Source organism: Corynebacterium lipophilum (assembly GCF_024102595.1).
Lineage (GTDB): Bacteria > Actinomycetota > Actinomycetes > Mycobacteriales > Mycobacteriaceae > Corynebacterium > Corynebacterium pseudogenitalium.
The window spans coordinates 53916-76139 of the sequence record NZ_JAEUWV010000003.1 but is presented as its reverse complement, the minus strand read 5'-3'; the positions used below and the strand labels follow the sequence as shown (position 1 = coordinate 76139).

General features: G+C 59.6%; 24 protein-coding genes. 19 read left to right on the top strand and 5 right to left on the bottom strand.

Annotation, left to right across the window (positions count from 1 at the left end; genetic code table 11):
- The first annotated feature begins 56 nt into the window (after positions 1-56).
- The 7 genes from JMN37_RS03730 (at position 57) to JMN37_RS03700 (ending at position 7030) form a co-directional block, all read left to right on the top strand.
- Positions 57-983 carry an ABC transporter permease gene (locus JMN37_RS03730; RefSeq protein ID WP_070362704.1) on the top strand — a complete coding sequence of 309 codons (927 nt, stop codon included), beginning with the start codon at positions 57-59 and terminating at the stop codon, positions 981-983.
- Entirely contained in the window at positions 976-1941 is a 966-nt protein-coding gene (locus JMN37_RS03725; RefSeq protein WP_083290976.1) for an ABC transporter permease, read from the top strand. Before JMN37_RS03730 ends, JMN37_RS03725 begins: the two co-directional genes overlap by 8 nt.
- On the top strand, positions 1938-3617 hold the full coding sequence (locus JMN37_RS03720) for a dipeptide ABC transporter ATP-binding protein (RefSeq protein ID WP_070479428.1): 1680 nt from the start codon (positions 1938-1940) through the stop codon (positions 3615-3617). Before JMN37_RS03725 ends, JMN37_RS03720 begins: the two co-directional genes overlap by 4 nt.
- 208 nt (positions 3618-3825) lie before the next feature.
- Positions 3826-4425, top strand: coding sequence for an ECF transporter S component (locus JMN37_RS03715; protein WP_252931072.1), 600 nt, complete (start codon positions 3826-3828; stop codon positions 4423-4425).
- Between the two features lie 5 nt (positions 4426-4430).
- The gene (locus JMN37_RS03710) at positions 4431-5789 is read left to right on the top strand and encodes an ABC transporter ATP-binding protein (protein WP_071573334.1); all 1359 of its coding nucleotides are present in this window, start codon (positions 4431-4433) and stop codon (positions 5787-5789) included.
- Positions 5786-6547 carry an energy-coupling factor transporter transmembrane component T family protein gene (locus JMN37_RS03705; RefSeq protein ID WP_070362699.1) on the top strand — a complete coding sequence of 254 codons (762 nt, stop codon included), beginning with the start codon at positions 5786-5788 and terminating at the stop codon, positions 6545-6547. Before JMN37_RS03710 ends, JMN37_RS03705 begins: the two co-directional genes overlap by 4 nt.
- Positions 6548-6550: 3 nt before the next feature.
- Positions 6551-7030, top strand: a complete 480-nt coding sequence (locus tag JMN37_RS03700) for a nucleoside/nucleotide kinase family protein (RefSeq protein WP_071573335.1) — start codon at positions 6551-6553, stop codon at positions 7028-7030.
- Here JMN37_RS03700 and JMN37_RS03695 read toward each other — a convergent pair.
- Complete coding sequence (locus JMN37_RS03695; RefSeq protein ID WP_070362697.1) at positions 7027-7563, bottom strand: ribonuclease FAU-1 family protein; 537 nt, start codon at positions 7561-7563, stop codon at positions 7027-7029. The two genes, JMN37_RS03700 and JMN37_RS03695, sit on opposite strands and share 4 nt — an antisense overlap.
- Before the next feature lie 7 nt (positions 7564-7570).
- Positions 7571-8260, bottom strand: a complete 690-nt coding sequence (locus tag JMN37_RS03690) for an Rv1157c family protein (RefSeq protein ID WP_070362696.1) — start codon at positions 8258-8260, stop codon at positions 7571-7573.
- A gap of 181 nt (positions 8261-8441) precedes the next feature.
- On the opposite strand from JMN37_RS03690, the gene typA reads away from it, so the two are divergent.
- Genes typA through JMN37_RS03655 form a run of 7 tightly spaced genes read left to right on the top strand, consistent with a single transcriptional unit; the run spans position 8442 to position 15321 of the window.
- Positions 8442-10358, top strand: a complete 1917-nt coding sequence (typA, locus tag JMN37_RS03685) for a translational GTPase TypA (protein ID WP_070362695.1) — start codon at positions 8442-8444, stop codon at positions 10356-10358.
- Positions 10359-10388: 30 nt separating this feature from the next.
- Positions 10389-12068: an ABC transporter family substrate-binding protein gene (locus JMN37_RS03680; protein WP_252931071.1), complete on the top strand. Its 1680-nt coding sequence runs from the start codon at positions 10389-10391 to the stop codon at positions 12066-12068.
- Complete coding sequence (gene mshB, locus JMN37_RS03675; RefSeq protein WP_256472651.1) at positions 12052-12927, top strand: N-acetyl-1-D-myo-inositol-2-amino-2-deoxy-alpha-D-glucopyranoside deacetylase; 876 nt, start codon at positions 12052-12054, stop codon at positions 12925-12927. Before JMN37_RS03680 ends, mshB begins: the two co-directional genes overlap by 17 nt.
- Positions 12924-13301, top strand: a complete 378-nt coding sequence (locus tag JMN37_RS03670; protein ID WP_252931070.1) for a hypothetical protein — start codon at positions 12924-12926, stop codon at positions 13299-13301. Before mshB ends, JMN37_RS03670 begins: the two co-directional genes overlap by 4 nt.
- A gap of 13 nt (positions 13302-13314) precedes the next feature.
- A complete protein-coding gene (fdxA, locus tag JMN37_RS03665; protein WP_070362691.1) occupies positions 13315-13641 on the top strand; it encodes a ferredoxin in 327 nt (108 codons plus the stop codon).
- 6 nt (positions 13642-13647) lie between these two features.
- Complete coding sequence (gene dapC, locus JMN37_RS03660; RefSeq protein ID WP_252931068.1) at positions 13648-14754, top strand: succinyldiaminopimelate transaminase; 1107 nt, start codon at positions 13648-13650, stop codon at positions 14752-14754.
- A 30-nt stretch (positions 14755-14784) separates the two neighbouring features.
- Positions 14785-15321 carry a GtrA family protein gene (locus JMN37_RS03655; RefSeq protein ID WP_252931159.1) on the top strand — a complete coding sequence of 179 codons (537 nt, stop codon included), beginning with the start codon at positions 14785-14787 and terminating at the stop codon, positions 15319-15321.
- 13 nt (positions 15322-15334) lie between these two features.
- On the opposite strand, the gene JMN37_RS03650 is transcribed toward JMN37_RS03655, so the two are convergent.
- The 3 genes from JMN37_RS03650 to JMN37_RS03640 all read right to left on the bottom strand — a co-directional run bounded on the left by JMN37_RS03650 (position 15335) and on the right by JMN37_RS03640 (position 19164).
- Positions 15335-16705 (bottom strand): amino acid permease, encoded by a 1371-nt coding sequence (locus tag JMN37_RS03650; RefSeq protein WP_252931067.1) that lies wholly within the window; start codon positions 16703-16705, stop codon positions 15335-15337.
- Positions 16702-18132, bottom strand: a complete 1431-nt coding sequence (locus JMN37_RS03645; protein WP_083329502.1) for an amino acid permease — start codon at positions 18130-18132, stop codon at positions 16702-16704. Before JMN37_RS03645 ends, JMN37_RS03650 begins: the two co-directional genes overlap by 4 nt.
- A 93-nt stretch (positions 18133-18225) precedes the next feature.
- Entirely contained in the window at positions 18226-19164 is a 939-nt protein-coding gene (locus JMN37_RS03640) for a 2,3,4,5-tetrahydropyridine-2,6-dicarboxylate N-succinyltransferase (protein WP_252931066.1), read from the bottom strand.
- A gap of 115 nt (positions 19165-19279) precedes the next feature.
- Here JMN37_RS03640 and JMN37_RS03635 point away from each other — a divergent pair, with 115 nt between their 5' ends.
- Genes JMN37_RS03635 through JMN37_RS03615 form a run of 5 tightly spaced genes read left to right on the top strand, consistent with a single transcriptional unit; the run spans position 19280 to position 22201 of the window.
- On the top strand, positions 19280-20083 hold the full coding sequence (locus JMN37_RS03635; RefSeq protein ID WP_070362685.1) for an LOG family protein: 804 nt from the start codon (positions 19280-19282) through the stop codon (positions 20081-20083).
- Positions 20084-20086: 3 nt separating this feature from the next.
- Complete coding sequence (folP, locus tag JMN37_RS03630) at positions 20087-20923, top strand: dihydropteroate synthase (RefSeq protein ID WP_252931065.1); 837 nt, start codon at positions 20087-20089, stop codon at positions 20921-20923.
- Positions 20923-21696: a glucosyl-3-phosphoglycerate synthase gene (locus JMN37_RS03625; protein ID WP_252931064.1), complete on the top strand. Its 774-nt coding sequence runs from the start codon at positions 20923-20925 to the stop codon at positions 21694-21696. Before folP ends, JMN37_RS03625 begins: the two co-directional genes overlap by 1 nt.
- Before the next feature lie 9 nt (positions 21697-21705).
- Positions 21706-22062, top strand: coding sequence for a hypothetical protein (locus tag JMN37_RS03620; protein ID WP_070362682.1), 357 nt, complete (start codon positions 21706-21708; stop codon positions 22060-22062).
- Positions 22034-22201: a DUF3117 domain-containing protein gene (locus tag JMN37_RS03615; protein ID WP_070362681.1), complete on the top strand. Its 168-nt coding sequence runs from the start codon at positions 22034-22036 to the stop codon at positions 22199-22201. The genes JMN37_RS03620 and JMN37_RS03615 overlap by 29 nt, the downstream gene beginning before the upstream one ends.
- Positions 22202-22224 lie beyond the last annotated feature (23 nt).

Genomic DNA, 22224 nt, shown 5'->3' with positions numbered 1-22224 from the left:
TTGGGTGCGTCCATAAGCTCATGTTCAAAACGAAGAATTAAGGAGAGCCTGCAACCATGTTGCGATATATCGGGCGACGGCTCCTTCAGATGATTCCCGTGTTCTTTGGGGCCACGCTGCTGCTCTATGCGCTGGTGTTCCTCATGCCCGGTGATCCTGTCCAGGCCCTCGGCGGCGATCGTGGCTTGACCGAGGCCGCGAGAGCGCGCATTGAAGCCGAATACAACCTCGATAAACCTTTCATCGTCCAGTACCTGCTCTATCTGAAGGGCATTATGGTTGGCGACTTCGGAAAGACATTCTCTGGCCAGCCCGTCGCCTCTGTGATGGCAAATGCGTTTCCGGTGACCATCAAGCTCGGCCTGATGGCGCTCGCGTTTGAGGCGTTCTTCGGCATTCTCTTCGGATTCTTCGCAGGAATCCGCCGCGGTGGAATTTTTGATTCGACCGTGCTGGTTGTGTCCCTGTTTGTAATCGCAGTGCCGTCCTTTGTCATCGGCTTCGTGCTGCAGTACCTCGTGGGCGTGCGGTGGGGCTTGCTCCCCGTGACAGTGGGCAGGAATGAGTCTTTCATTGCCTTGTTGATGCCGGCCGTCGTGCTGGGCGCCTTATCGTGCGCGTACGTGATTCGGTTGACCAGACAATCCATCAGCGATAACCTCCGCGCGGACTATGTGCGCACCGCACGTGCTAAGGGTCTGTCTAAGGGCACAGTGATGTCCCGCCACGTGCTGCGAAACTCCCTCATTCCAGTGGTGACGTTCTTGGGTGCTGACCTCGGTGCGCTCATGGGCGGTGCGATTGTGACAGAAGGCATCTTCGGCATCAACGGTGTCGGTGGCACGATTTACCAGGCCATCATTAAAGGTGAGCCCGCGACAGTCGTGTCCTTTACCACCGTGCTGGTGATCATCTACATCGTTGCCAACCTGATAGTTGACCTGCTCTACGCAGTACTTGACCCAAGGATCCGCTATGCATAACTCTCAAGATCTCACAGCAGCTGCCCGCGCTGGGCAGGAGTATTTCATCGCGGAAACGGACGAAACCGGACTCGGTGCTGTTGACGCAGTCCAGGACGAGTCCGCTCCTACAAGCCAGTGGGGCGAGGCCTGGCGCGCGTTGCGACGCCGTCCTCTGTTTTGGGTATCCGCACTCCTGATTTTGTTCGCCATTCTGCTTGCCTTGGTGCCGGGCCTGTTTACTAGCGTGGACCCGCGTGAGTGCATGTTGTCGCGCTCACTTGGCGCGCCGGAGTCCGGTCACCCGTTTGGCTTTGACCGTCAAGGCTGTGACATTTACGCTCGCACAATTTATGGTGCGCGGGCATCGGTCACAGTCGGTGTGCTTACTACGATCGTCGTGACGGTCCTAGGTTCACTGATCGGCGCGATCGCCGGTTTCTACGGCGGTATCTGGGACACCTTGCTGTCTCGCCTGACGGATATCTTCTTCGCTGTACCACTCGTGCTGGCAGCGATCGTGGTGATGTCCATGTTCCAGAACCAGCGCTCCATCTGGATGGTGGTGTTCGCGCTCTCTATGTTCGGTTGGACGCAGATCGCGAGAATCGCGCGCGGCGCGGTGATGGGTGTGAAAAACGACGAGTTTGTGACTGCCGCCCGCGCATTGGGTGCGAGTGACGTGCGGATTATCTTCTCGCATATCTTGCCCAACGCGGCAGCACCGATCATTGTGTACGCTACCGTCGCGCTGGGTACGTTCATCGTCGCAGAGGCAACGCTGTCGTTCCTCGGCATCGGTTTGCCGACGACAGTCGTGTCGTGGGGCGGCGATATTTCTGCCGCACAGGCATCCCTGAGGACCCAGCCCATGGTGCTGTTCTACCCTGCAATTGCTTTGGCACTGACAGTGCTGAGCTTCATCATGATGGGTGACGCCGTACGCGACGCCCTTGACCCTAAATCGAGGAAACGATGAGCGAGTTACAAGATCAACCGCTACTCGAGATAGCGGACCTGAAAGTTACATTCGAGTCAACTACCGGTGTTGTCGAAGCGGTGCGTGACTTCGACCTGACGGTGTATCCAGGCCAGTCGATCGCTATCGTGGGCGAGTCCGGGTCGGGAAAGTCCACTGCAGCGATGTCCATCCTGGGATTGTTGCCCGGAACAGGCAAGGTCACCAATGGTTCCATCAAGCTCAACGGTGAAGAGCTCACCGAGCTTGATGAGAAGGGGTGGCAGAAGGTTCGGGGTAACAAGATTGGTCTGGTGCCACAGGACCCGATGAGCAACCTCAATCCAGTGTGGAGGATTGGCACACAGGTAGAGGAGTCCCTCCGCGCAAACCATGTTGTGGAGGGCTCTGAACGTCACGCACGCGTCGTCCAACTGCTCGAGGAAGCGGGACTTCCAGAGGCCGAACGCCGCGCCAAACAGTACCCGCACGAGTTTTCGGGTGGTATGCGACAGCGTGCGCTCATCGCTATCGGTCTCGCGGCACGCCCAGAGTTGTTGATTGCCGACGAGCCAACATCCGCGTTGGATGTGACGGTGCAGAAGAAGATTCTCGACCACCTGGAGACGCTGACGGAGGAACTCGGCACAGCGCTGCTGTTCATCACGCACGACTTGGGACTGGCCGCCGAGCGCGCAGATCACCTGCTAGTCATGCACCGCGGACGCATCGTTGAAAAAGGCCCGAGCCTGCAGATTCTGCGCAACCCGCAGCACCCGTACACGAAGCGCCTCGTTACTGCCGCACCTTCCTTGGCATCCGCTCGTATCCAGAGCGCGAAAGCTCAGGGCATTGAGTCCAGCGAGGAGCTCGCCTCGGGACACCACGACTCCGAAGAAGTGGTGCTGAGCGTGCAGAACTTGGTGAAAGAGTTCGACGTCCGCGGGCAGAAGGGCAAGCAGAAGGTGCTTCGTGCTGTAGACGACGTCACGTTCGATGTTCGCCGTGGCACAACGCTTGCGCTCGTCGGTGAGTCCGGCTCCGGTAAGTCCACGGTGGCGAACATGGCGCTTCGCCTCTTGGAGCCAACGAGTGGCCGTGTCTTGTTTGAAGGACAAGATATCGCGAAGCTTAAAGGGCGCGAGTTGTTTGAAATGCGCCGCAAAATGCAGGTGGTGTTCCAGAATCCATATGGTTCGCTGGACCCGATGTATTCCATTTACCGCTGCATTGAGGAACCGTTGACGCTGCACAAGGTCGGTAACCGAAAGGAGCGCGAGGCGCGAGTCGCCGAGTTGCTTGATTTGGTGCAGATGCCGCGATCGGCGATGCGCCGATACCCGAATGAGCTATCCGGTGGCCAGCGCCAGCGCATCGCAATTGCACGCGCGATGGCATTGGGTCCGGAAGTGATTGTCCTCGACGAGGCTGTTTCGGCGTTGGACGTGCTCGTTCAAAACCAGATTCTCCAGTTGCTGACTCAGCTGCAGGAGGAGATGCGCCTTTCATATCTGTTCATCACTCACGACCTAGCGGTGGTTCGCCAGACTGCTGATGACATCGTGGTGATGCGGCAGGGTAAGGCAGTGGAGCAGGGCCGGGCCGATGACATCTTCGATAACCCTCAGGATCCGTATACACAGAACCTGATTAATTCGGTGCCTGGTCTCAACATTGAATTGGGAGTAGGAGAGTAGGTCCCACCTGCTGATTTGTTACGTGTGCTACGCCACAATCGCAGCGATGAATACTGCGATTGTGGCGTAGCGTTTAGGGAATGTACAGTATTGTCACAACTTCATACACGGGTGTCTTCGTTGGAGAGAAAAGCGAAGGCTGAGATGCACAAGCGAACCGTTGAACCTGATCCGGGTAATGCCGGCGTTTAGGAAGGAATGTAAGCGTATGAATACGCGTGGAAGCCATTCGTGGCGTGTCATTGATATTGTTACTGCAGCCGTTTTGGGGGTGGCATGCGGGCTCATTTTTTGGATGTGGAACAGCGTCGGGTACGCAGGATTTAAGGCCTTTGATGCGCTCACCCCGGGGCTTGGTGGCCTGTTCACCGGTATCTGGTTCCTCGGTGGCACGCTTGGTGGGTTGGTAATTCGCAAGCCTGGCGCTGCGGTGTTCGTGGAAGTGCTGGCGGCGTCTGTGTCCGCGGTCATCGGAAGCCAGTGGGGGATCGAGACGCTGTATTCAGGATTGGCACAGGGTCTCGGTGCAGAGATCGTGTTCCTGATCTTCGCCTACAAGAAGCTTTCGACGACTGTGGCGGTGCTTGCCGGTATGGGCAGCGCAGTGGGCGCGTTCGTGCTTGAGCTGTTCCTGTCCGCCAACTTCGCGATGGGCCTGGCGTTCAACGTGATTTACCTCAGCTGCATGCTGGTATCGGGCGCGTTGCTTGCTGGTATTGTTGCAAAACTCTTGGTTGATGCTCTGGCTAAGACTGGTGCGCTTGACCGCTTCGGTGCAGGACGCGAGCGGTTCCAACAGGAGGTGTAGCCTCGGTGGCTACGGGGGACCAGGTCATCCAGGCACAGGGCCTGGGCTATAAACACGCGACTCGCCCGAAGCCTGCGTTTACCGGGGTGGACTTGACCGTCTCTCGTGGGGAGCGCGTGCTGCTCACGGGAGACTCTGGCGCTGGCAAGTCAACGCTGCTTGCCGTTTTAGCTGGGTTGGCGGCAGATGGTGAGGAAGGCCAAGTTCTTGGCTCCGTGAGTGTCAACGGCACGGTTGGCATGGTGATGCAGGACCCAGAGGCACAAACGATTTTGACTCGCGTTGGCGACGACGTTGCGTTTGGTGCCGAGAATATGGGGATTCCGCCAGAGGAAATCTGGCCCCGTGTGCGCGCTGCGCTGGATGCAGTGGGCCTGGATGTGCCGTTGGACCACAACACCGCGCACCTTTCTGGTGGGCAGAAGCAGCGACTCACATTGGCGGGAGTATTGGCCATGGGCGCTGACATCATTCTGCTGGATGAGCCGACGGCAAACCTTGACCCGGAAGGGCGCGACGATGTTGTGCGGGCAGTCGATGCCGTGTGTCGCCGCACAGGGGCGACCTTGATTGTGGTGGAGCACCGACCTGCACACTGGGTAGGCTTCGTGGACACGTTCTATCACCTCACCGCGGATGGGCTACAGCGCAGCGGCCCGGATCAGCTCCCAATGCCACCGCAGTTGCCGCCAGCGTTGAAGGTCCCTGCCAGCGCGGTAAGCGCGCTGCGTACTGAGAATCTCCGGGTTGCATTCGGTTCACCCCGCAACATCGCGGTACCAGAGGGCTTTTCTACCGTGATTACAGGCAAGAACGGTGTTGGAAAGACGACGCTAGTGCAAGCGCTCGCTGGGCTCGTCGCGCCACTCAGTGGCACTTTGGAGTACTCGCCGCGGATTCGAAGCGGGCTGACTACACCGTCGCACCGCTGGAAGTCGAAGGACTTGGCCCAACGGATTGGTTATGTGTTCCAGGAACCGGAGCATCAGTTCGTGACCGCGAATGTGCGCGATGAAGTTGCGTTGTCGGGTGCGTCGGCACACCGCGTCGATGAGCTGTTGCAACGACTGAAGCTTGAACACGTAGTAGCAGCAAATCCCTTTACACTTTCAGGAGGAGAGAAGCGCAGGCTTTCGGTAGCGACTGCGCTAGTGAATGCCCCTGAGCTCCTCATTCTTGATGAGCCGACCTTTGGGCAGGATGACAAAACCTTTGTAGAGATAGTTTCATTGATCCGCGAGTTGGCCGACGAGGGGAAAACCATCATCTCAATTACTCACGATGAGGCCTTCGTCAGTTCGTTGGGCGACCATATGGAGGAGCTGCGCAACGAGACGAATGCGGAAGGCGGGGTGCGGGAATGAACGTGCTCAATGGGGTGAATCCGGTAACACGGATTCTGGGATTGGCGTTGCTGACTACACCGCTTATGGTGACGATCGATTGGGTTTCTGCAGTTGTCGCCATTGCGTTTACGCTGGCAGTCGTGCCGCTGTGCGGGCTGTCATTTAGGACGTTTTTCAAACGCGCGTTACCAATTCTTGTTGTTGCCCCGCTCGCGGGTATCCCGATGGCGCTATACGGCCAGTCAGGTGGGGAAACCTACCTTGAGTGGGGTCTCATCCATGTGACGGAGCTGTCCATTTCGCTCGCATTATCAATGGTGCTTCGCGTGTTTGCCATTGCGCTGCCCGTCATTGTGTTGTCTGCGCACGTGGATCCAACGGATCTTGGCGATGGGCTGTCCCAGGTGTTGAAGCTGCCAGAGCGCTTTGTCCTGGGATCAGTCGCTGCGTTTCGTATGTTGACGCTACTTCGTGAGGATGTTGAGGCGATGCGGATGGCGCGTCGTGCCCGAGGTATCGCGGATACGGGACGCGTGAAGTATTGGTTTTCGTTGGCTTTCGGCTTGCTGGTGATGTCTCTGCGCAGGGCAGGCAAGCTTGCTACCGCGATGGAGGCTCGCGCATTCGGCGGCCCGCAAAAGCGTACGTGGGCTCGAGAGTCGCGGCTTACCAGGCGCGATTGGGTTGTCATGGTTGTATGCATCGCTGTCGCGTGCGTCGCGCTGGGGCTTTCAGTTGCCACTGGGTACTTCCGGCCAGTGTGGAGCGTCTCGTAGCTCATGGCTTACACACTGCTTATCGACGGCCCCTCCGGCGCCGGCAAAACCACATTGGCTGAACAAATTGGTGCTGCGCTCAGCGTTCGAGTGGTGCATTGCGATGAGTTTTATCCTGGCTGGAGCGGGCTTGAAGAAGGATCCAGAATTGTGGAGCGGGATGTACTTTCGCTCAATGAGCCGGGATACTGGCGTTGGGACTGGGAGCGTCAACGCCGCGGGGAGTGGGTCAGCCTTGACCCAGAAGGCGACCTTATTATTGAGGGCGTTGGTGCAGTGACCGAGGCGTCGATCGCGGCGGCGCGGGCGCGTGGCTGTGTGAACACGCTGTGGGTAGAGGCGGCAGAGTCGCTGCGTCGTTCGCGGGCGTTGCAGCGTGACCCAGGGTATGCGCCGTTTTGGGATATGTGGGCGGCCCAGGAGCAGGAGCACAGAGCTAGGCGAGGTGCCGTTTACTTCGACGTGACTATTGAGCGGCGTTAGTCAGCCGGGGTGAGCGTGACGCGCTCTGCCCAAGTGAGGTCGATGCCGAGGCTGGAGAGCCACCGCATCGCGTCGTCGCCGTGGCGGGTAATTCCCTCGACGGCGTTGAGGGTCACTTCCATGGCGCGTTCAGCTTCTTCTGCAGTGATAAGCCCTGCGGACGTCGCCGCGGCAAGCTCGTCGATGTCAAGGACTTCGATCGGACGTCCGGTCAGGGACACTAGGTCGACGTAGAGGTCGCGCGTCTGCCAGACGCCATCTGTTTCGGTGATATCTGCGACGTCGAAGTAGAAATCTTGTTGTACATCGATGCCTTGGCGGAAGTGGAAGATGTTTGCGCGGAGACCAAGCGATGGAAGCAGCCAGCTTTCCAAGTATCCAAACCGTGGGTGGTTTGCGCCTCGGGCCATGTAGAGGCCGAAGTTGGTCGTCGTGAAGACATCCACCTGGCGTAGGAACCCCTTCGGATCGGTGTTGACCTTCGCGGAGATGTCGAAGGTTTCCTGCTTCACTGGATGAAGATCGACGGTCATAGGCTGGCTACCTTACGTTGAACTGTGCTGCTGTTGGGGCGAAGTGACAGACATTGTTTTCGGTGCGCGCGGCACCATTGATCACTGCGAGGACTTTGCCGGGCCCTGTTTTTGCGGTTGCGGACAGGGTGGTTGGTCCTGTTGGGTTTATCTGATTATTCGCAAGCGGCGTTACACCGGTCTTGCCCGAGTTGAGGTTGATCCAGTACGCGTTCATGAGGCCTTGACGCTCTGCCGCTGGTGGAGTACCGAGGGCGGTAAACACGAATGTGGCTTCCCCAGCTTTGGCGCCTGGGGCTGGTGCGGGTGCGGGTCCAGGTACAACGAGTGCGGAGGCCGTGGAGTGCAGGCCTGGACCGATACAGTTACTAGAGACCGTCGGCCAGTAGAACTGCGTAAACGCCGGTGCGTCTTTTGGCAGTGGCGGGCCGCCAAGTTCGCCTGTACCGGCGAAGAAGTTTACGGCGGTGCGCAGTGCGTTAGCTACCTGTGGCGGTACGAAGGGTTGATCTGCGAATTGGTTGACGCGAGCAACGGTGTTGTTCGTGGGGCGTCCGAGTCCATCAACCGCGGATGAGAGAGATGACGGGATGCTGGGCTGTTGAGCGCTCGCGAGTGGTGCAGTAACGAGGGCGCACGCAGCGCAGAGCGTAGTAAGGCGGATCGCGGCGCGACGCGTGAAGTGGGAGGGGCGCACGTGGTGACCTAACTTTCCTTCGCATGACAGGTAGGGTGGCCGTCGAAAAGCCATAACCCTAGTCACAATAGTCACTTTTGTAACAGGGTCAAGTGGGGAGCGGGCTACAAGGTGCATGTTTTGTGCTTTGCGAGTAGCATTTAACCGTTATTTCCACCTATGCGAAGGAGCACCGGTTTCAGTGTCGCATCCTGAATTTCGAAACGTAGCGATTGTCGCTCACGTTGACCACGGCAAGACTACATTGGTCAACGCAATGCTGGAGCAGTCCGGCGTATTCTCTGACCACGGCGAACACGGTGACCGCGTGATGGATTCCGGCGAGCTCGAGTCCGAGCGTGGCATCACCATTTTGGCGAAGAATACCGCTATCCGCCGCAAGGGGAAGGGCAAGAACGGTACAGACCTTGTTATTAATGTGATCGATACGCCGGGTCACGCCGACTTCGGTGGTGAGGTCGAGCGTGGCCTGTCCATGGTTGACGGCGTTGTCTTGCTTATCGACGCCTCCGAAGGCCCACTGCCGCAGACTCGTTTCGTGCTGGGCAAGGCACTGGAGGCGAAGAAGCCGGTCATCATCTGTGTAAACAAGACCGACCGCCCGGATGCCCGCATTGACGAAGTTGTTGAAGAGGCCCAGGACCTGCTGCTCGAGCTTGGTGCGGGGCTGGAGGATCCGGAGGCAGCAGAGGCCGCGGAGAACCTGCTCGAGCTCCCTGTGCTGTACACGTCGGGTCGCGCTGGCCGGGCTTCGCTCGAGAACCCAGGCAACGGTAATCTGCCTGACAATGATGATCTGCTCCCGTTGTTCAACGTCATCTACGACGTGCTGCCGGAGCCTTCCGCTGAGATCGATGCACCGCTGCAGGCGCAGGTCACGAACCTTGACTCCTCTTCGTTCCTGGGCCGTATCGCGCTGATTCGCGTGTACAAGGGCACCGTCAAGAAGGGCGACACTGTTGCTTGGGTGCACTATGACGCCGAGGGTGAGCAGCACGTGAAGAACGTGAAGATTGCCGAGCTGCTGGTCACCGAGGGGCTCGACCGAGTTCCGGCGAAGGACGGCGTCGTCGCGGGTGACATCGCTGCAGTGTCGGGCATCGACGAAATCATGATTGGTGACACGCTGTGCGACGTCGACCACATTGAGCCGCTCGAACGCATCAAGATTGACGATCCCGCAATTTCTATGACGATCGGTGTGAACACCTCGCCGATGGCTGGGCGCAACGGTGGCGATAAGCTGACCGCCCGCATGGTCAAGGCGCGCCTGGACCAGGAGCTCATCGGTAACGTCTCCATCAAGGTGTTGCCGACCGAGCGTCCGGATACCTGGGAGGTGCAAGGACGCGGTGAGATGGCCCTGACCGTGTTGATTGAAACGATGCGTCGTGAAGGCTTTGAGCTGACCGTTGGTAAGCCACAGGTCGTGACCAAGGAGATCGACGGCAAGGTGTACGAGCCGTACGATCACATGGTTATCGACGTCCCCTCCGAACACCAGGGTGCTGTTACCCAGCTGATGGCGGCCCGCAAGGGCCAGATGACGGCGATGGGCAACACGGGCTCCGGCGATTGGGTTCGCATGGAGTTCGACGTTCCGGCTCGTGGCCTGATTGGCTTCCGCACGACGTTTCTGACCGAGACCCGTGGCGCTGGCATTGCGAACTCCTACTCGATTGAGCACCGCCCATGGGCGGGCGAGATCAAGGGTCGCCCGACTGGTTCGCTGGTCGCTGACCGCTCTGGCCAGGTCACCGCGTACGCGCTGACGCAGCTCGCGGACCGTGGCGATTTCTTCGTGGAGCCTGGTGCAGAGACCTACGAGGGCATGGTCGTTGGTGCGAACAACCGTGATGAGGATATGGACATCAACATCACGAAGGAAAAGAAGCTGACGAACATGCGCTCCGCAACCGCCGACGCGACCGTCACGTTGGCGAAGGCCCGTACGCTGTCCTTGGATGAGGCAATTGAGTTCTGCGACGAGGATGAGTGCGTTGAGGTCGCTCCGGAGGCGATGCGCGTGCGCAAGATCATCCTCGACTCCACGGAGCGTGGCCGTGCCCGTTCACGTGCAAAGCAGCGCAATAAGTAGTTACGCACTGGTGCGGTAGTATCTACTGCGATGAATCCGCACATCTTTTCAGCGCCACGTCGCTCGCGATCACTGCGAGTCGGCGTGGCGCTGTTTGCGTGCTCTGGCGTGGTTGCGCTTTCTGCATGTGCCGCGTCGCCTGGCCCGCCGCCTCTCGTTGATCCGAACGATGTTGCTGCTCGTGAGATGTACGAGCAAGAGGATTCCACGACTACTTCCGCTCGACCGGAGGGCAAGACTCGCGTGCGCTCCCAGGTGGAGGTTGGTGTGGATTCGCTCCGAAACGGGCTGAACCCGCACCTTATCGCTGATGAATCTGCGGTTGTGAAGAGTGTGGCGAATCTGGTGCTTCCCAGCGCATTTCATGATGGGGTGAGAAATTCCGCACTGCTCAATGGGGCGACGGTGCTCTCAGAATCGCCGCGTGCAATGACGGTGCGCTACATCATTCGCGAGACCGCGCAATGGTCTGATGGCACGCCGGTGACCGGTGCGGACTTTGTGTACCTGTGGCGGGGGATGCGGGACACGCCAGGAGTGCGAAACCCGGCCGGGTATCGCGCGATCGATGCCGTGCGTGTCAGTGGCGCGACGGGCAAGGTCGTCGACGTTGACTTCGCTGAGCCGGTTGCGGATTGGCGTGGCCTTTTCGACCACTTGTTGCCGGCGCATGTGTTTGCAGCCGACGGCTCTGATTTCGGGGTGGCGCTGCGCGACACGATTCCGGTTTCTGCTGGCCGGTACATGGTGCGCGGGGTAGACCGTGGTCGTGGAACGATTACGCTGAACCGCAATGATAGGTTTTGGGCGGCCAATCCTGCCAAGATAGATATCTTGACGCTGCATGCGGTACGCGGGACCACCCAGATTGCAGATCAGCTGCGCACCGGCCAGCTGGTGTTTGTGGATCGGGTTCCTAGCGAGACGACCGGGCGTGTGCTCAGCCTGGTACCGGGTGTGCAGACGCGGATGCTCGATACGCCACGGGTGCTAGGCGCTGTGCTTTCTGCGACGTCTGGGATGTCGCCTGAGGTTCGTTCGGAGCTTCGTTCGCTGATCGACGTTCCGCTGCTTGCAAGCATTGCGTTGGACCGCACGGCTGATGTTTCGGTTGCAAAGCACGGTCAAGTGAGCACGCATGAGCCGCACGCGGTGTATCAACACGTTGCGGCTCACGGTGCGATACGCATTGGTGCCGATCTTGCAGATCCTGCAGCGGTAGCAGCGGCTCGATCGATGGCGGACATGCTGCACGATCGTGGAGTGTCGGCACGAGTTGTCGCGACGGATTTCGGTTCGCTGATTCGCTCAGGTCTCGAGGGAAATACCGTCGATGTTTTGGTGGCGTGGCAACACGATCCGGAAAATTTGCCGGATGCTGCGAGTCGCTTGGACTGCGTCGCGGACGCCCCTCGTGCAGGTAACCTCGCCGGTTTTTGTGAGCCTCAGTCGGTGGGGCTTGCGAAAGAAATCTTGGCCGGTTCGTACGGGCTTAAGCAAGCCACCGAGGCGGTCAATGAGGTGCTCGAGCAAGAGGCGCTATGGATGCCGATTGCGCGCGAGCGTCGTATTATCGCCCTCGGGGAGGGCATCATCGGGCCGGATGCAGATTTGAATAACTGGAAAGCAGGCTTATCGACGGCCGCTTCGTGGCGCCTGCAACCGAAACGAAACGAAGGAGATCGGATTAATCATGCACAACTCCCGTGACCTACAGGGCTACCGGGTGCTCGCCGTGCACGCGCACCCCGACGACGAGTCCATCACCATGGCAGGAACGCTGTTTGACCTTGCGCGACGCGGCGCGGACGTACTAGTGGTGACCTGCACGTTAGGGGAGGAAGGCGAGGTCATTGGAGAGCCATATCAACTGCTGACGAATGACCATGGTGATCAGCTAGGCGGGTTCCGCATTGCGGAGCTGCACGGCGCGCTCCAGGCGATCGGCGTCCGCGGTGAGTTCCTTGGTGGCGCTGGTTGCTTCCGTGACAGTGGGATGGCGGGGTCGGAGGCCAGCAAGAACCCACGTGCATTTGTCAATAGCAGGCGTCGCGCAGTCGACGCGTTGCTGGAAGTACTGCGCCGGGAGCGTCCACACCTCGTTTTGACCTACGGTCCCGACGGTGGGTACGGGCACCCGGATCATATTCGTGCGCACGAGATTGTGCACGAGGCCGCTGAGGAGTTTGATATCCCGCGCATCCTGTGGGCAGTGCGCAAGAGGGAGGAAACCGACGCACTTTTGCCTGAGGTCGCGCCTGAAGGCTGGCGCTTGCCAAAGCCTGGCGAGCTCGACGGCGTGGACAGCGTCGATGTTTCGGTGCGCCTGGACGGTGAGGCGTACAGCGCCAAAATCGCTGCGATGGCGACGCATGCGACACAAATCTGGGTTGCGGACGGGCGGACCAGCGCGACGAACCCGCACGCGGTGCTGGGCAAGGGGCCAGTCATGTACTACGCGCTGTCCAACTTGATTGTGCAGCCGATTCAGCCGTGGGAGCATTTCCAACTGGGCGGTGGCGAAGCAGTCGTCGATACGTCGGATGTGCTCAGCGGACTTGAGCGATGACTGAAACCCGTTCCAAGGCGGACATTGCCCGCGGCGAGAAAGCAGCAGGTCTCATCTGGCTTTCTGTCGGCGCGCTCATTTCACTTTTGTTAGAAGCTGTCAACTTGGACACACGTATTGTTGGAATCGCGGTGCCGTTTACGGTAGTCATCGCTGCGCTCTTTAATGCGGTGCTCACGAAGACTGCGGCGCTGTGGTCAGATCATCTGCTGGTCAAGCTCGTTCCACTCATTGTTTGGGTGGTAGGTTTCTTTGTTCTGCTTATCGCTCTCCCGGCGCGGGGAGCGGTCGTGCTCCCCGCGAGCCCGCTGACGCTGCTGCTCCTTTTTGCGGGTTTGGGTGGGGGCGTTTGGCCCCTTTTCGGTCGAAAGTGACATACTGGAACGCATGACTTATGTGATTGCTCAACCATGCGTGGACGTAATGGACCGCAGCTGCGTCGAAGAATGCCCAGTCGACTGCATCTATGAGGGCAAGCGCATGCTCTACATTCACCCAGACGAGTGCGTCGACTGCGGTGCATGTGAGCCAGCTTGCCCGGTAGAGGCCATCTTTTACGAGGATGACACCCCGGAGGAATGGGCCGAGTACTACGACGCAAACGTCGGCTTTTTCGACGAGCTCGGATCGCCAGGCGGGGCGACAAAGCTTGGGCCACAGGATTTCGACCACCCATTCGTGGAGGCGCTACCACCGCAGAACCAGGACGGTTAAACCTGCATGAGCACGCACCATCGCGCCGGCTTAGGGGAGCAGCTACCGGAGTTCCCTTGGGATACCATCCTCGATGTCAAGCAGAAGGCAGCCAGCCATCCCGGCGGACTCATTGACCTCTCCGTCGGGACACCGGTAGATTCAGTCGACCCTTCCATCCAGCTTGCCCTGGCTGAGCATGCCGCTGCGCCTGGCTACCCGCCGACGCAGGGGTCGGTGGAACTACGCCAAGCGATTGCCGACTCGCTGGAGCGCCGATACAACATTCAGGGCCTGAACGCAGACGCCGTGCTTCCCGTCATCGGCACAAAGGAGGCTGTCGCGTGGCTTCCAACCCTGCTCAACCTGCGCGGTGGCATAGTGGTGATCCCGGAGATCGCGTACCCAACCTACGAGGTGGCCGCGATCATAGCGGGATGCAAGGTCGTGCGATCTGACGTTCCAGTCGATGGTGCGTCGCTAGTATTCTTAAACACCCCGAGCAACCCAACCGGTCGCGTCCTCTCCGCAGAGGAGATGCGCGTATGGGTTGACTACGCGCGGGAAACCGGCGCGATCATCGCCTCAGACGAGTGTTACATGGGCCTTGCCTGGGATGAGGAACGCAGGCCGGTATCGCTGCTTGACCCGGCAGTCAGCGGTGGTGACAACACCAACCTCTTGGTCTTGCATTCGCTGTCAAAGACATCGAATATGGCCTCCTACAGAGTCGGTTTCATCGCTGGTGACGAGAAGCTGGTGCAAGAACTTCTGCTGTTGCGCAAGCACACCGGAATGATGGTGCCAGGACCAATCCAAGCAGCAACGCTGACTGCACTCCGCGACGATCAGCACGAAACACTCCAGCGGCTTCGCTACGCCAACCGTCGGGTGACACTCTTGCGCGCGCTGCTCGCGGCAGGGTGCAGCGTTGAGCATTCCGAGGCCGGGCTGTACCTGTGGACACGCAGGGAAGGCGCAGATGCCCGCCAGACGCTCGACTGGTTCGCGCAGCGTGGAATCCTCGTTGCGCCAGGGGACTTTTACGGCCCTGGCGGCTCGCAGCATGTTCGAGTTGGCCTCACGGCTTCCGACGAGGCCATCGCTGAGGCCGCACAGCGACTCTCGGAGTAACACGTGACCACTCCAACAGAGCATCGTGGGATGCGTGCGCTTCGAAGCCTGCGCGAGTTTTTGCGCTTCGGCATTGTGGGAGGCTCCGGCGTCCTGGTCAATCTTTTGGTGTTCTACCTCACCAAGAAAGCGATCGAAGTCGGCTTCAATCTGCATGAGAGCGATATCTTCTTCAACCTTTTCGGCACCCGCTTTAACGTCCGCTGGTATCACGTGCTTGCTACCGTGGCGTTTCTCGTGGCGAACACATGGAACTACCAGCTCAACAGGTCGTGGACCTTCCGGGGCCCGCAGCGGCGTTCGTGGATCCGCGGGTTTTTCCCGTTCCTCACCACCGGCGTGATGGCATTCGTTGTTTCGCTGGTGTTCTTGACGTTGTTTATGAACCCGAACTCCCCAATTGGCTTGCCGGACAGTATTTTCGACGACTCCACCGGTCTTCGCACGAAGTCCTACTGGTCGCAGGGCCTGGCGACGCTGATCGCGACACCGGTGAACTACATCATTAATAAAATTTGGACGTTTTCGAAGCCGAAAACAGCTCCGAAAACGTCCGCGTCTTCCTAGTTTTGCTTGCCCGTTAGACGCTTTCCTTGGATGGGCGCACCAGGAAAGATGCGCCGATCAATACCGCGGAGACGATGAGGACCGCGATAATTTGGCCTCTGGTGGAGGCGTCGAAAAGCATGAGGACGGTGAGTCCCACGAGGGCAATCAGCGTTGCCCACGGAACCCAGGTCGCTCCGCGAACCTGCACTGCGGAGTTCTTGATCTGCGGGTGCAGTCGGATGTAGCTCAGCGTGATCATTACCCACGTGACCATGAGGCAGCCGCCGACGGCGTTCATGAGGAAGTCGAGCAGCCCTGGTGGGTTCCACCACTGCAGGCCGACTGCGGCGAAGGCGAAGAACATCGACACCAATACGGAGTTCATTGGGACGGCGTTCTTGTTCGTGGCGCGAAGCCAGCGCGGCGCGTCGCCTTCGAGCGCCTGTTGGTAGGCGAGGCGAGACGTGCCGTAAATCTGGGCATTGAACGCGGAGAGCAACGCCAGGACGATGACGGCCTCCATGAACCCGACCACGCCTGGGATGTTTGCCATGCTGAGCACCTGGGTAAATGGTGAATCTGCTGCGGAGTCGGCACCGTCGATCTGTGCGTATGGGATCAGCAAGATGATGACGATGATGCTTCCGATGTAGAAGAGTGCGATGCGCCAGATAATGGAGTTGACCGCGCGCTTGACGGCCTGTGCGGGGTTTTCCGACTCCGCCGCCGCGATGGTGACAACCTCGATACCGCCGAAGGCGAACGCCACGGCGAGCAGCCCAGCGGCGACGCCGGCGAAGCCGTTCGGCATGAAGCCCGACTCTCGGACGTTGTCCAGGCCGACGAAGTCGTGGCCGGGGAGGATGCCGAGGAAGAGCGCGGCGCCGATGGCCAAGAATAGGATAATGACGGCGACCTTAATCATGGCGAACCAGTACTCAAACTCGCCAAAGCCTTTCACCTGCGCGAGGTTGATGACAGCGAAGAATACCACTGTGACCAGCGCTGGAACCCATTGGGGGACGCCAAACCAGCCAGACATAATTGCGGCTGCGCCGGTGATCTCGGCGCCACCAACCATGATGAGGAGGAACCAGTAGAGCCAGCCCAACAGGAAGCCGGCCCAGTGGCCGAACGCCTGGCGCCCGTACGTCGCGAACGAGCCGGAAGACGGGCGGGCTGCAGCCATCTCGCCGAGCATGCGCATAACCGAGATAACAATCAGGCCTGCGATCGCGTATGCGACCAAGATGGCGGGGCCTGCGGCCCGGATGCCGACGCCCACTCCGAGAAAGAGACCGGCGCCTACCGCCATGCCCAGACCCATCAGGGTCAGGTGACGCGATTTGAGGCCGGTGCCCAGCGTGGCGTCGTCGGATTCAGTGTTGCGTTGAGTTGTCATCGGATGTTCCTCTCGGCGGCGTCCTTAGCGCGTTGTTGGAAAGTGTCGGTGCGGGTCCAGAGGACGCCAGCGATTGAAATGATGCCCACGACGACTGCTACCGCGAACATTTGGAAGCGGCCGTCAGGGTTGGTCAGCATGAGCACCACGATGGCTCCCGCCAGTACAACCGTTGCCCACGGCAAGACTCCTGGAGCCCACATGCGAACGTGCGTGATCTCGTTGCGCTTCACTAGCTGCGGGTGGATGCGCAGGAACGAGAATGTGATGGCGAACCACAACACGATCAGGCAGCCGCCTACCGCGTTGAGCAGGAATGCGAGCAGTCCAGGGGGATTCCAGTACTGTAGTGCGACAGCTACGAAGCCGAAGAACACGGAGAGCACGACGGCGCGCATCGGTACGCCGCGGTGGTCGGTGCGTGCGAAAGCCTCGGGGGCGTCGCCGCGCAGGGCCAGGTTGTGGAGGAACCTGGAAGAACCGTAGATCTGTGTGTTGCACGCGGAAAGCAGCGCGATGACGATGACGGCTTCCATAATGCCTACCGCGCCCGGAATGTTTGCCAAGTGCAGCACGGCGGTAAACGGGGACTCGGAAGCGTCGTTCGCCCCACCGATGTCTTCGTATGGCAGCAGCAAGACGATGAGCAACACGGATCCGATGTAGAAGACGCCGATTCTCCAGATGATGGAGCGGATCGCAGAGTGCACGGCAACCTCGGGGTCTTCAGATTCGGCCGCCGCGATGGTGACCAGCTCAATACCGCCGAATGCGAACGCAACTGCAAGCAGTGCCGTGGCGACGCCACCCCAGCCGTTCGGCATGAACCCGAACTCGGCAATGTTCGTCGTGCCGACGAACGACGTTCCCGGCAGGAGCCCCAGCCACAGCGCCACGCCGAGGGCGAGGAAGAGACAAATCACGGTGACCTTAATCAGGGCAAACCAGAACTCGAATTCGCCGAGGTTTCGCACTGCGGCGAAGTTAATCGCCGTGAAGATAACAATCGCTGTCAGCGCCGGGATCCACGGAGACACCGCGAGCCATGATGCGATGATGGCGGAAGCGCCGGTGATCTCGACGGCCATGATCATGATCATCATGAACCAGTAGAGCCAGCCGATGGCAAAGCCTGCCCACGGACCGAAGGCCTGCTCCGCGTAGGTAGAAAACGTGCCCGAAGAAGGGCGCGCGGCAACCATCTCCGCGAGCATCTGCATGATGCACACGGTGATTGCGCCAGCGATCATGTACGCAATGATGACAGCGGGGCCTGCTGCGGCGATACCCACACCAGTGCCAAGGAAGAGCCCGGCGCCAATTGCTGAGCCGAGGCCCATCATGGTCAGGTGCCGGGTCTTCAGTCCGCGCTGTAACGATGTCGACGCCCGAGTTGGGGCCACAACCGGTGAAGCTTTCAAAGACATGGCAATTACCTTAAACACTCATGTACTTTCATGCCTATCATTCGCAGTTGTGTCGCCCCGTGCTCTGCGAATTCGGCCCGTAAAAGTAGAGCGTTAGCTGTTTCGCGCGCGCAGTACGGGCGTGGTGCTTGCCGGCTCTTGGTGGATGCTGATATCACTCTGACCAGCAATCTCACTTGCTGGAATGTGTGTCTCATTTCTTGTGTCGTAGATAATTGTCGACGGCTCCAGCATCACATTGACACCGATCTCGCAGTTGTCCCCGAGATCCACCCCGATTACACCCGATGCGGGGTGAAGCGTGCAATTGTGTCCGACTCGTAGCGGGATCCGGTTATGTCCGCTGCCGCGCGCAGCCATCAGCACCGCCGACAACGCAACCTCGGTACCTTCACCAACCGTGACAGCGGAGGAGAGCCGCCCCTCAATCTTTGCCGGTCCAAGAGCTCCGGAGTTGTGCGAGACGTAGCCCTCACGGATCACGGACGTTCCCGGAGCCAAGTAGGCCCCGAGGCGGACGCGCTCCGCCTCAGAAATTGAGACCCCAGTCGGCACCACGTAGTCGACCATGCGGGGAAGCCGCTCGATGCCGTAGACGTGGATGTTGCCCCTGCTACGCAGGCGAGTTCGCACGAATTCGAAGTTATCCGCCAAGCATGGGCCCTTATTCGTCCATACCACCGGCTCGAGGTGTTCGAGGCAGTCTTCCATGTTGACTTCGAAGGGACGCACCAGACGGTGGGAGAGCAGGTGGAGCCGAAGGTATACGTCGTGGGCATCCACAGGGGGTTGGGACAGGTCCGCGATTGTGGTGCGCACCGGCACGTGCTCGACGAGCCGGTCCGAGTCCATGCCCACCAGGCTGAGGAATGCGTCCCCAAGTTCGTGCGCGCTGACTCTGCGGGATCCGGAAGTGAGGCCGGAGGGGTCGTCGATAAGTGAAGGGGAAGGGTACCAGGTGTCGAGTACCGTACCGTCCAGCGAAATATTGGCAATACCTGTGGCCTGCGCTCCTTGTAACATGCTTGTCATCTTAAACGCACAGTCACAAAGGGCCGGACTCGGACGACAAGCGGGGGAGGGGTTGGCCTAGCATATAAGTTTTTGGCAGAGTCGAACTCAACGTGTTTTGAGGAAGGAAGGACCCATGGCACCTCACAAGTCACCGCGACCGGACAAGGAGCGAAAACTGCGCGGCCCAATCATGCTGCGAAGCGAGGACACCGAACAGCCGACGACGCACGACCGTCGCCTCCTGGAGTCCTTGGGCTACAGCGACCACGACTGGAAACACGCGGACCCGTGGCGTGTGATGCGAATCCAGTCTGAGTTTGTCGCAGGCTTCGACGCACTGAGCGACTTGCCGAAGGCGGTCACTGTGTTTGGCTCCGCGCGCCTCAACGAAGGCACGGAAGAGTATGCGCTGTCATGCGAGGTAGGCAAGGCGCTCGTCGAGGCGGGATACGCGGTCATTACTGGTGGCGGTCCAGGCTTGATGGAGGGGCCGAACCGCGGTGCTCACGATGCCGACGGCATCTCGGTGGGGCTCGGCATTGAGTTGCCGTTCGAACAAACGCTTAACGATTGGGTCGACCTCGGCCTGAACTTCCGCTACTTCTTCGCGCGCAAGACAATGTTCTTGAAGTACTCGCAGGCGTTCATCGCGCTGCCGGGCGGGTACGGGACCATGGACGAGCTGTTCGAAACGCTCGTGATGGTGCAAACCCAAAAGGTCACCAACTTCCCGATAGTGCTCATGGGCACCGAGTTCTGGTCCGGCCTGGTTGCGTGGATTGAGGAGCAGCTGCTCGGCCGCGGCCTCATCTCGCCGGGCGATGAATCCTTGTTCTACGTCACCGATTCCGTCGACGACGCGATCGCGCACATCGTGCACGCACATAAGGTGATGACAGACGCGCGCCTGCGAGATGCTCACAACGAGGACGTCTAACAGATGCCTGGCCGCATCGCAGAGGTAATGGCGATCATCAACCGGACGCCAGATTCGTTTTACGACAAAGGAGCAACGTTCGCGATAGAGCGAGCACTTGATCGAGCCGATACGGTGATCGCGCAGGGCGCGTCGATTGTCGACGTCGGCGGGGTAAAAGCAGGTCCCGGCGACGAAGTCGACCCCGCAGAGGAGATCGAACGCGTCGTCCCTGTCATCCGAGGCATCCGCCTCCGGCACCCGTCAATACGCATCAGCGTGGACACCTGGCGCGCCGACGTTGCACAGACTGCAATCGAGGCGGGTGCCGACCTAATCAACGACACCTGGGCTGGCTACGATCCCGAGCTCGTCGAGGTCGCCGGAGCGCATCGCGTAGGGTACGTCTGCTCCCACACCGGCGGTGCGGTACCTCGCACACGCCCACACCGCGTCCACTACGACGATGTCGTCGCCGACGTCATCCGGGAAACCACAGCGCTCGCCGAGCGCGCCGTTGCTTGCGGCGTGCCCGAAGAGCTCGTGATGATCGACCCAACGCACGACTTCGGCAAGAACACCTTCCACGGACTGGAGTTGCTGCGCCGAGTCGACGAGCTCGTCGCAACAGGGTGGCCAGTGCTCATGGCGCTGAGCAACAAAGACTTCGTCGGCGAGACGCTCGACCGTGCAGTTGGCGAGCGAGTCGCAGGGACGCTCGCAGCGACAGCGTGGTCCGCCGCACGCGGCGTCGCAGCCTTTCGCGTCCACGAAGTCGCCGAAACCCTCGACGTGATCCGAATGACCGCCGCCATCCAGGAACATATGCCACCGATCAATACCGTGCGGGGGCTTGCGTAGTGCGCGTCAGTGTGGTCATCCCGGCGCTGAACGAGGCCGCAACCGTCGGACACGTTGTGCGATGCTGCTGCGTTGCAGATGCAGTTCGGAGTGATGGGGAAGTACTGGTCATCGACTCAGATTCACACGACGACACCGCGGCGCTTGCCGCCAGGGCGGGGGCCCGTGTGGTGAACTGGCGCGAGGTCAGCGCGATTGAACCGCAGGAAGGCAAGGGCGAAGCACTGTGGCGCGGTGTGAAGGCCGCGCGCGGAGAGTTCGTCGTGTTTATCGACGCCGACGTCACCTCCCTCGAGCCGTGGTGGATCGATGCACTCATCGAGCCCTTCAAGACCCCGGAGATCCACCTTGTGAAAGCTCGTTACAAAAGATCCCTGGACGGGCGGCCTTCTGGCGGCGGGCGTGTCACGGAACTGACTGCAAAGCCTTTGCTACGACAGTTTTTCCCAGCATTGAGTGATATTGGTCAGCCACTGGCCGGCGAATATGCAATACGTCGAGATACAGCGCTGCAGCTGCCGTTCGTTGCGGGATACGGCGTTGAGTCGGGGCTGCTCATCGACACTTTTGCAAGGTATGGACGCAATGCTATTGCGGAAGCGGATCTTGGAACTCGCGTACACCGCAACCGCCCGCTTGAGGAACTGCGGCCGATGGCGGACGTGGTGGCGTCGACAATTCTCGACAGGGCGTTGGTATCCGGACAGCTTGGTTCCGAGCAGAAGACGAGGCAACGGCTGCCCTGGTGCGAAATTCTGAGCACTGAACGCTAGTATGATGACATGCTTTCTTGGATCATCCTGATTATCGCCATTGCCGTTTTTTGCGTGCTTGGTTTCTTGCTCTTTAGCCAGCTGTTTGGGCGCGGCGAACAGCTGCCACCCATGATGGAGACCGAGGACGTCAAGTCCGCGAACCGGCTCGCAGTTGAGGAGGGCAACATTGGAGACGTGCACCTTGAAGTGGTGCACCGTGGCTACCGGATGGACCAGGTCGATGACCTGCTTACCGCACTCGGTGAAAAGTACGGCTTTGCTCCGACTATCAGTCAGCTAACCGAAAACAGCGTAGTATTGGATACAAACGTTTTGACTGAAGGAGAAGCGACAGATGGCAGCAATGAAGCCGCGCACCGGTAATGGACCAATGGAAGCCGCAGAAGAAAGCCGGAAGATTGTCATGAGAATTCCGTCCGACGGGGGCGGCCGCCTGGTCATCGAGATGAGCAAGGAAGAGGCAACTGAGCTCGGAAATCTGCTGATTGAAGCCGTAGGATAAGAATTCTCTAAACTTAAGGTAAT

Excerpts from the sequence above, each read along its gene's own strand:
- JMN37_RS03730 (WP_070362704.1), top strand. The coding sequence starts at position 57 with ATGTTGCGATATATCGGGCGACGGCTCCTTCAGATGATTCCCGTGTTC.
- JMN37_RS03725 (WP_083290976.1), top strand. The coding sequence starts at position 976 with ATGCATAACTCTCAAGATCTCACAGCAGCTGCCCGCGCTGGGCAGGAG.
- JMN37_RS03720 (WP_070479428.1), top strand. The coding sequence starts at position 1,938 with ATGAGCGAGTTACAAGATCAACCGCTACTCGAGATAGCGGACCTGAAA.
- JMN37_RS03715 (WP_252931072.1), top strand. The coding sequence starts at position 3,826 with ATGAATACGCGTGGAAGCCATTCGTGGCGTGTCATTGATATTGTTACT.
- JMN37_RS03705 (WP_070362699.1), top strand. The coding sequence starts at position 5,786 with ATGAACGTGCTCAATGGGGTGAATCCGGTAACACGGATTCTGGGATTG.
- JMN37_RS03700 (WP_071573335.1), top strand. The coding sequence starts at position 6,551 with ATGGCTTACACACTGCTTATCGACGGCCCCTCCGGCGCCGGCAAAACC.
- JMN37_RS03695 (WP_070362697.1), bottom strand. The coding sequence starts at position 7,563 with ATGACCGTCGATCTTCATCCAGTGAAGCAGGAAACCTTCGACATCTCC.
- JMN37_RS03680 (WP_252931071.1), top strand. The coding sequence starts at position 10,389 with ATGAATCCGCACATCTTTTCAGCGCCACGTCGCTCGCGATCACTGCGA.
- mshB (WP_256472651.1), top strand. The coding sequence starts at position 12,052 with ATGCACAACTCCCGTGACCTACAGGGCTACCGGGTGCTCGCCGTGCAC.
- JMN37_RS03670 (WP_252931070.1), top strand. The coding sequence starts at position 12,924 with ATGACTGAAACCCGTTCCAAGGCGGACATTGCCCGCGGCGAGAAAGCA.
- fdxA (WP_070362691.1), top strand. The coding sequence starts at position 13,315 with ATGACTTATGTGATTGCTCAACCATGCGTGGACGTAATGGACCGCAGC.
- dapC (WP_252931068.1), top strand. The coding sequence starts at position 13,648 with ATGAGCACGCACCATCGCGCCGGCTTAGGGGAGCAGCTACCGGAGTTC.
- JMN37_RS03655 (WP_252931159.1), top strand. The coding sequence starts at position 14,785 with ATGCGTGCGCTTCGAAGCCTGCGCGAGTTTTTGCGCTTCGGCATTGTG.
- JMN37_RS03650 (WP_252931067.1), bottom strand. The coding sequence starts at position 16,705 with ATGACAACTCAACGCAACACTGAATCCGACGACGCCACGCTGGGCACC.
- JMN37_RS03645 (WP_083329502.1), bottom strand. The coding sequence starts at position 18,132 with ATGTCTTTGAAAGCTTCACCGGTTGTGGCCCCAACTCGGGCGTCGACA.
- JMN37_RS03640 (WP_252931066.1), bottom strand. The coding sequence starts at position 19,164 with ATGACAAGCATGTTACAAGGAGCGCAGGCCACAGGTATTGCCAATATT.
- JMN37_RS03635 (WP_070362685.1), top strand. The coding sequence starts at position 19,280 with ATGGCACCTCACAAGTCACCGCGACCGGACAAGGAGCGAAAACTGCGC.
- folP (WP_252931065.1), top strand. The coding sequence starts at position 20,087 with ATGCCTGGCCGCATCGCAGAGGTAATGGCGATCATCAACCGGACGCCA.
- JMN37_RS03620 (WP_070362682.1), top strand. The coding sequence starts at position 21,706 with ATGCTTTCTTGGATCATCCTGATTATCGCCATTGCCGTTTTTTGCGTG.
- JMN37_RS03615 (WP_070362681.1), top strand. The coding sequence starts at position 22,034 with ATGGCAGCAATGAAGCCGCGCACCGGTAATGGACCAATGGAAGCCGCA.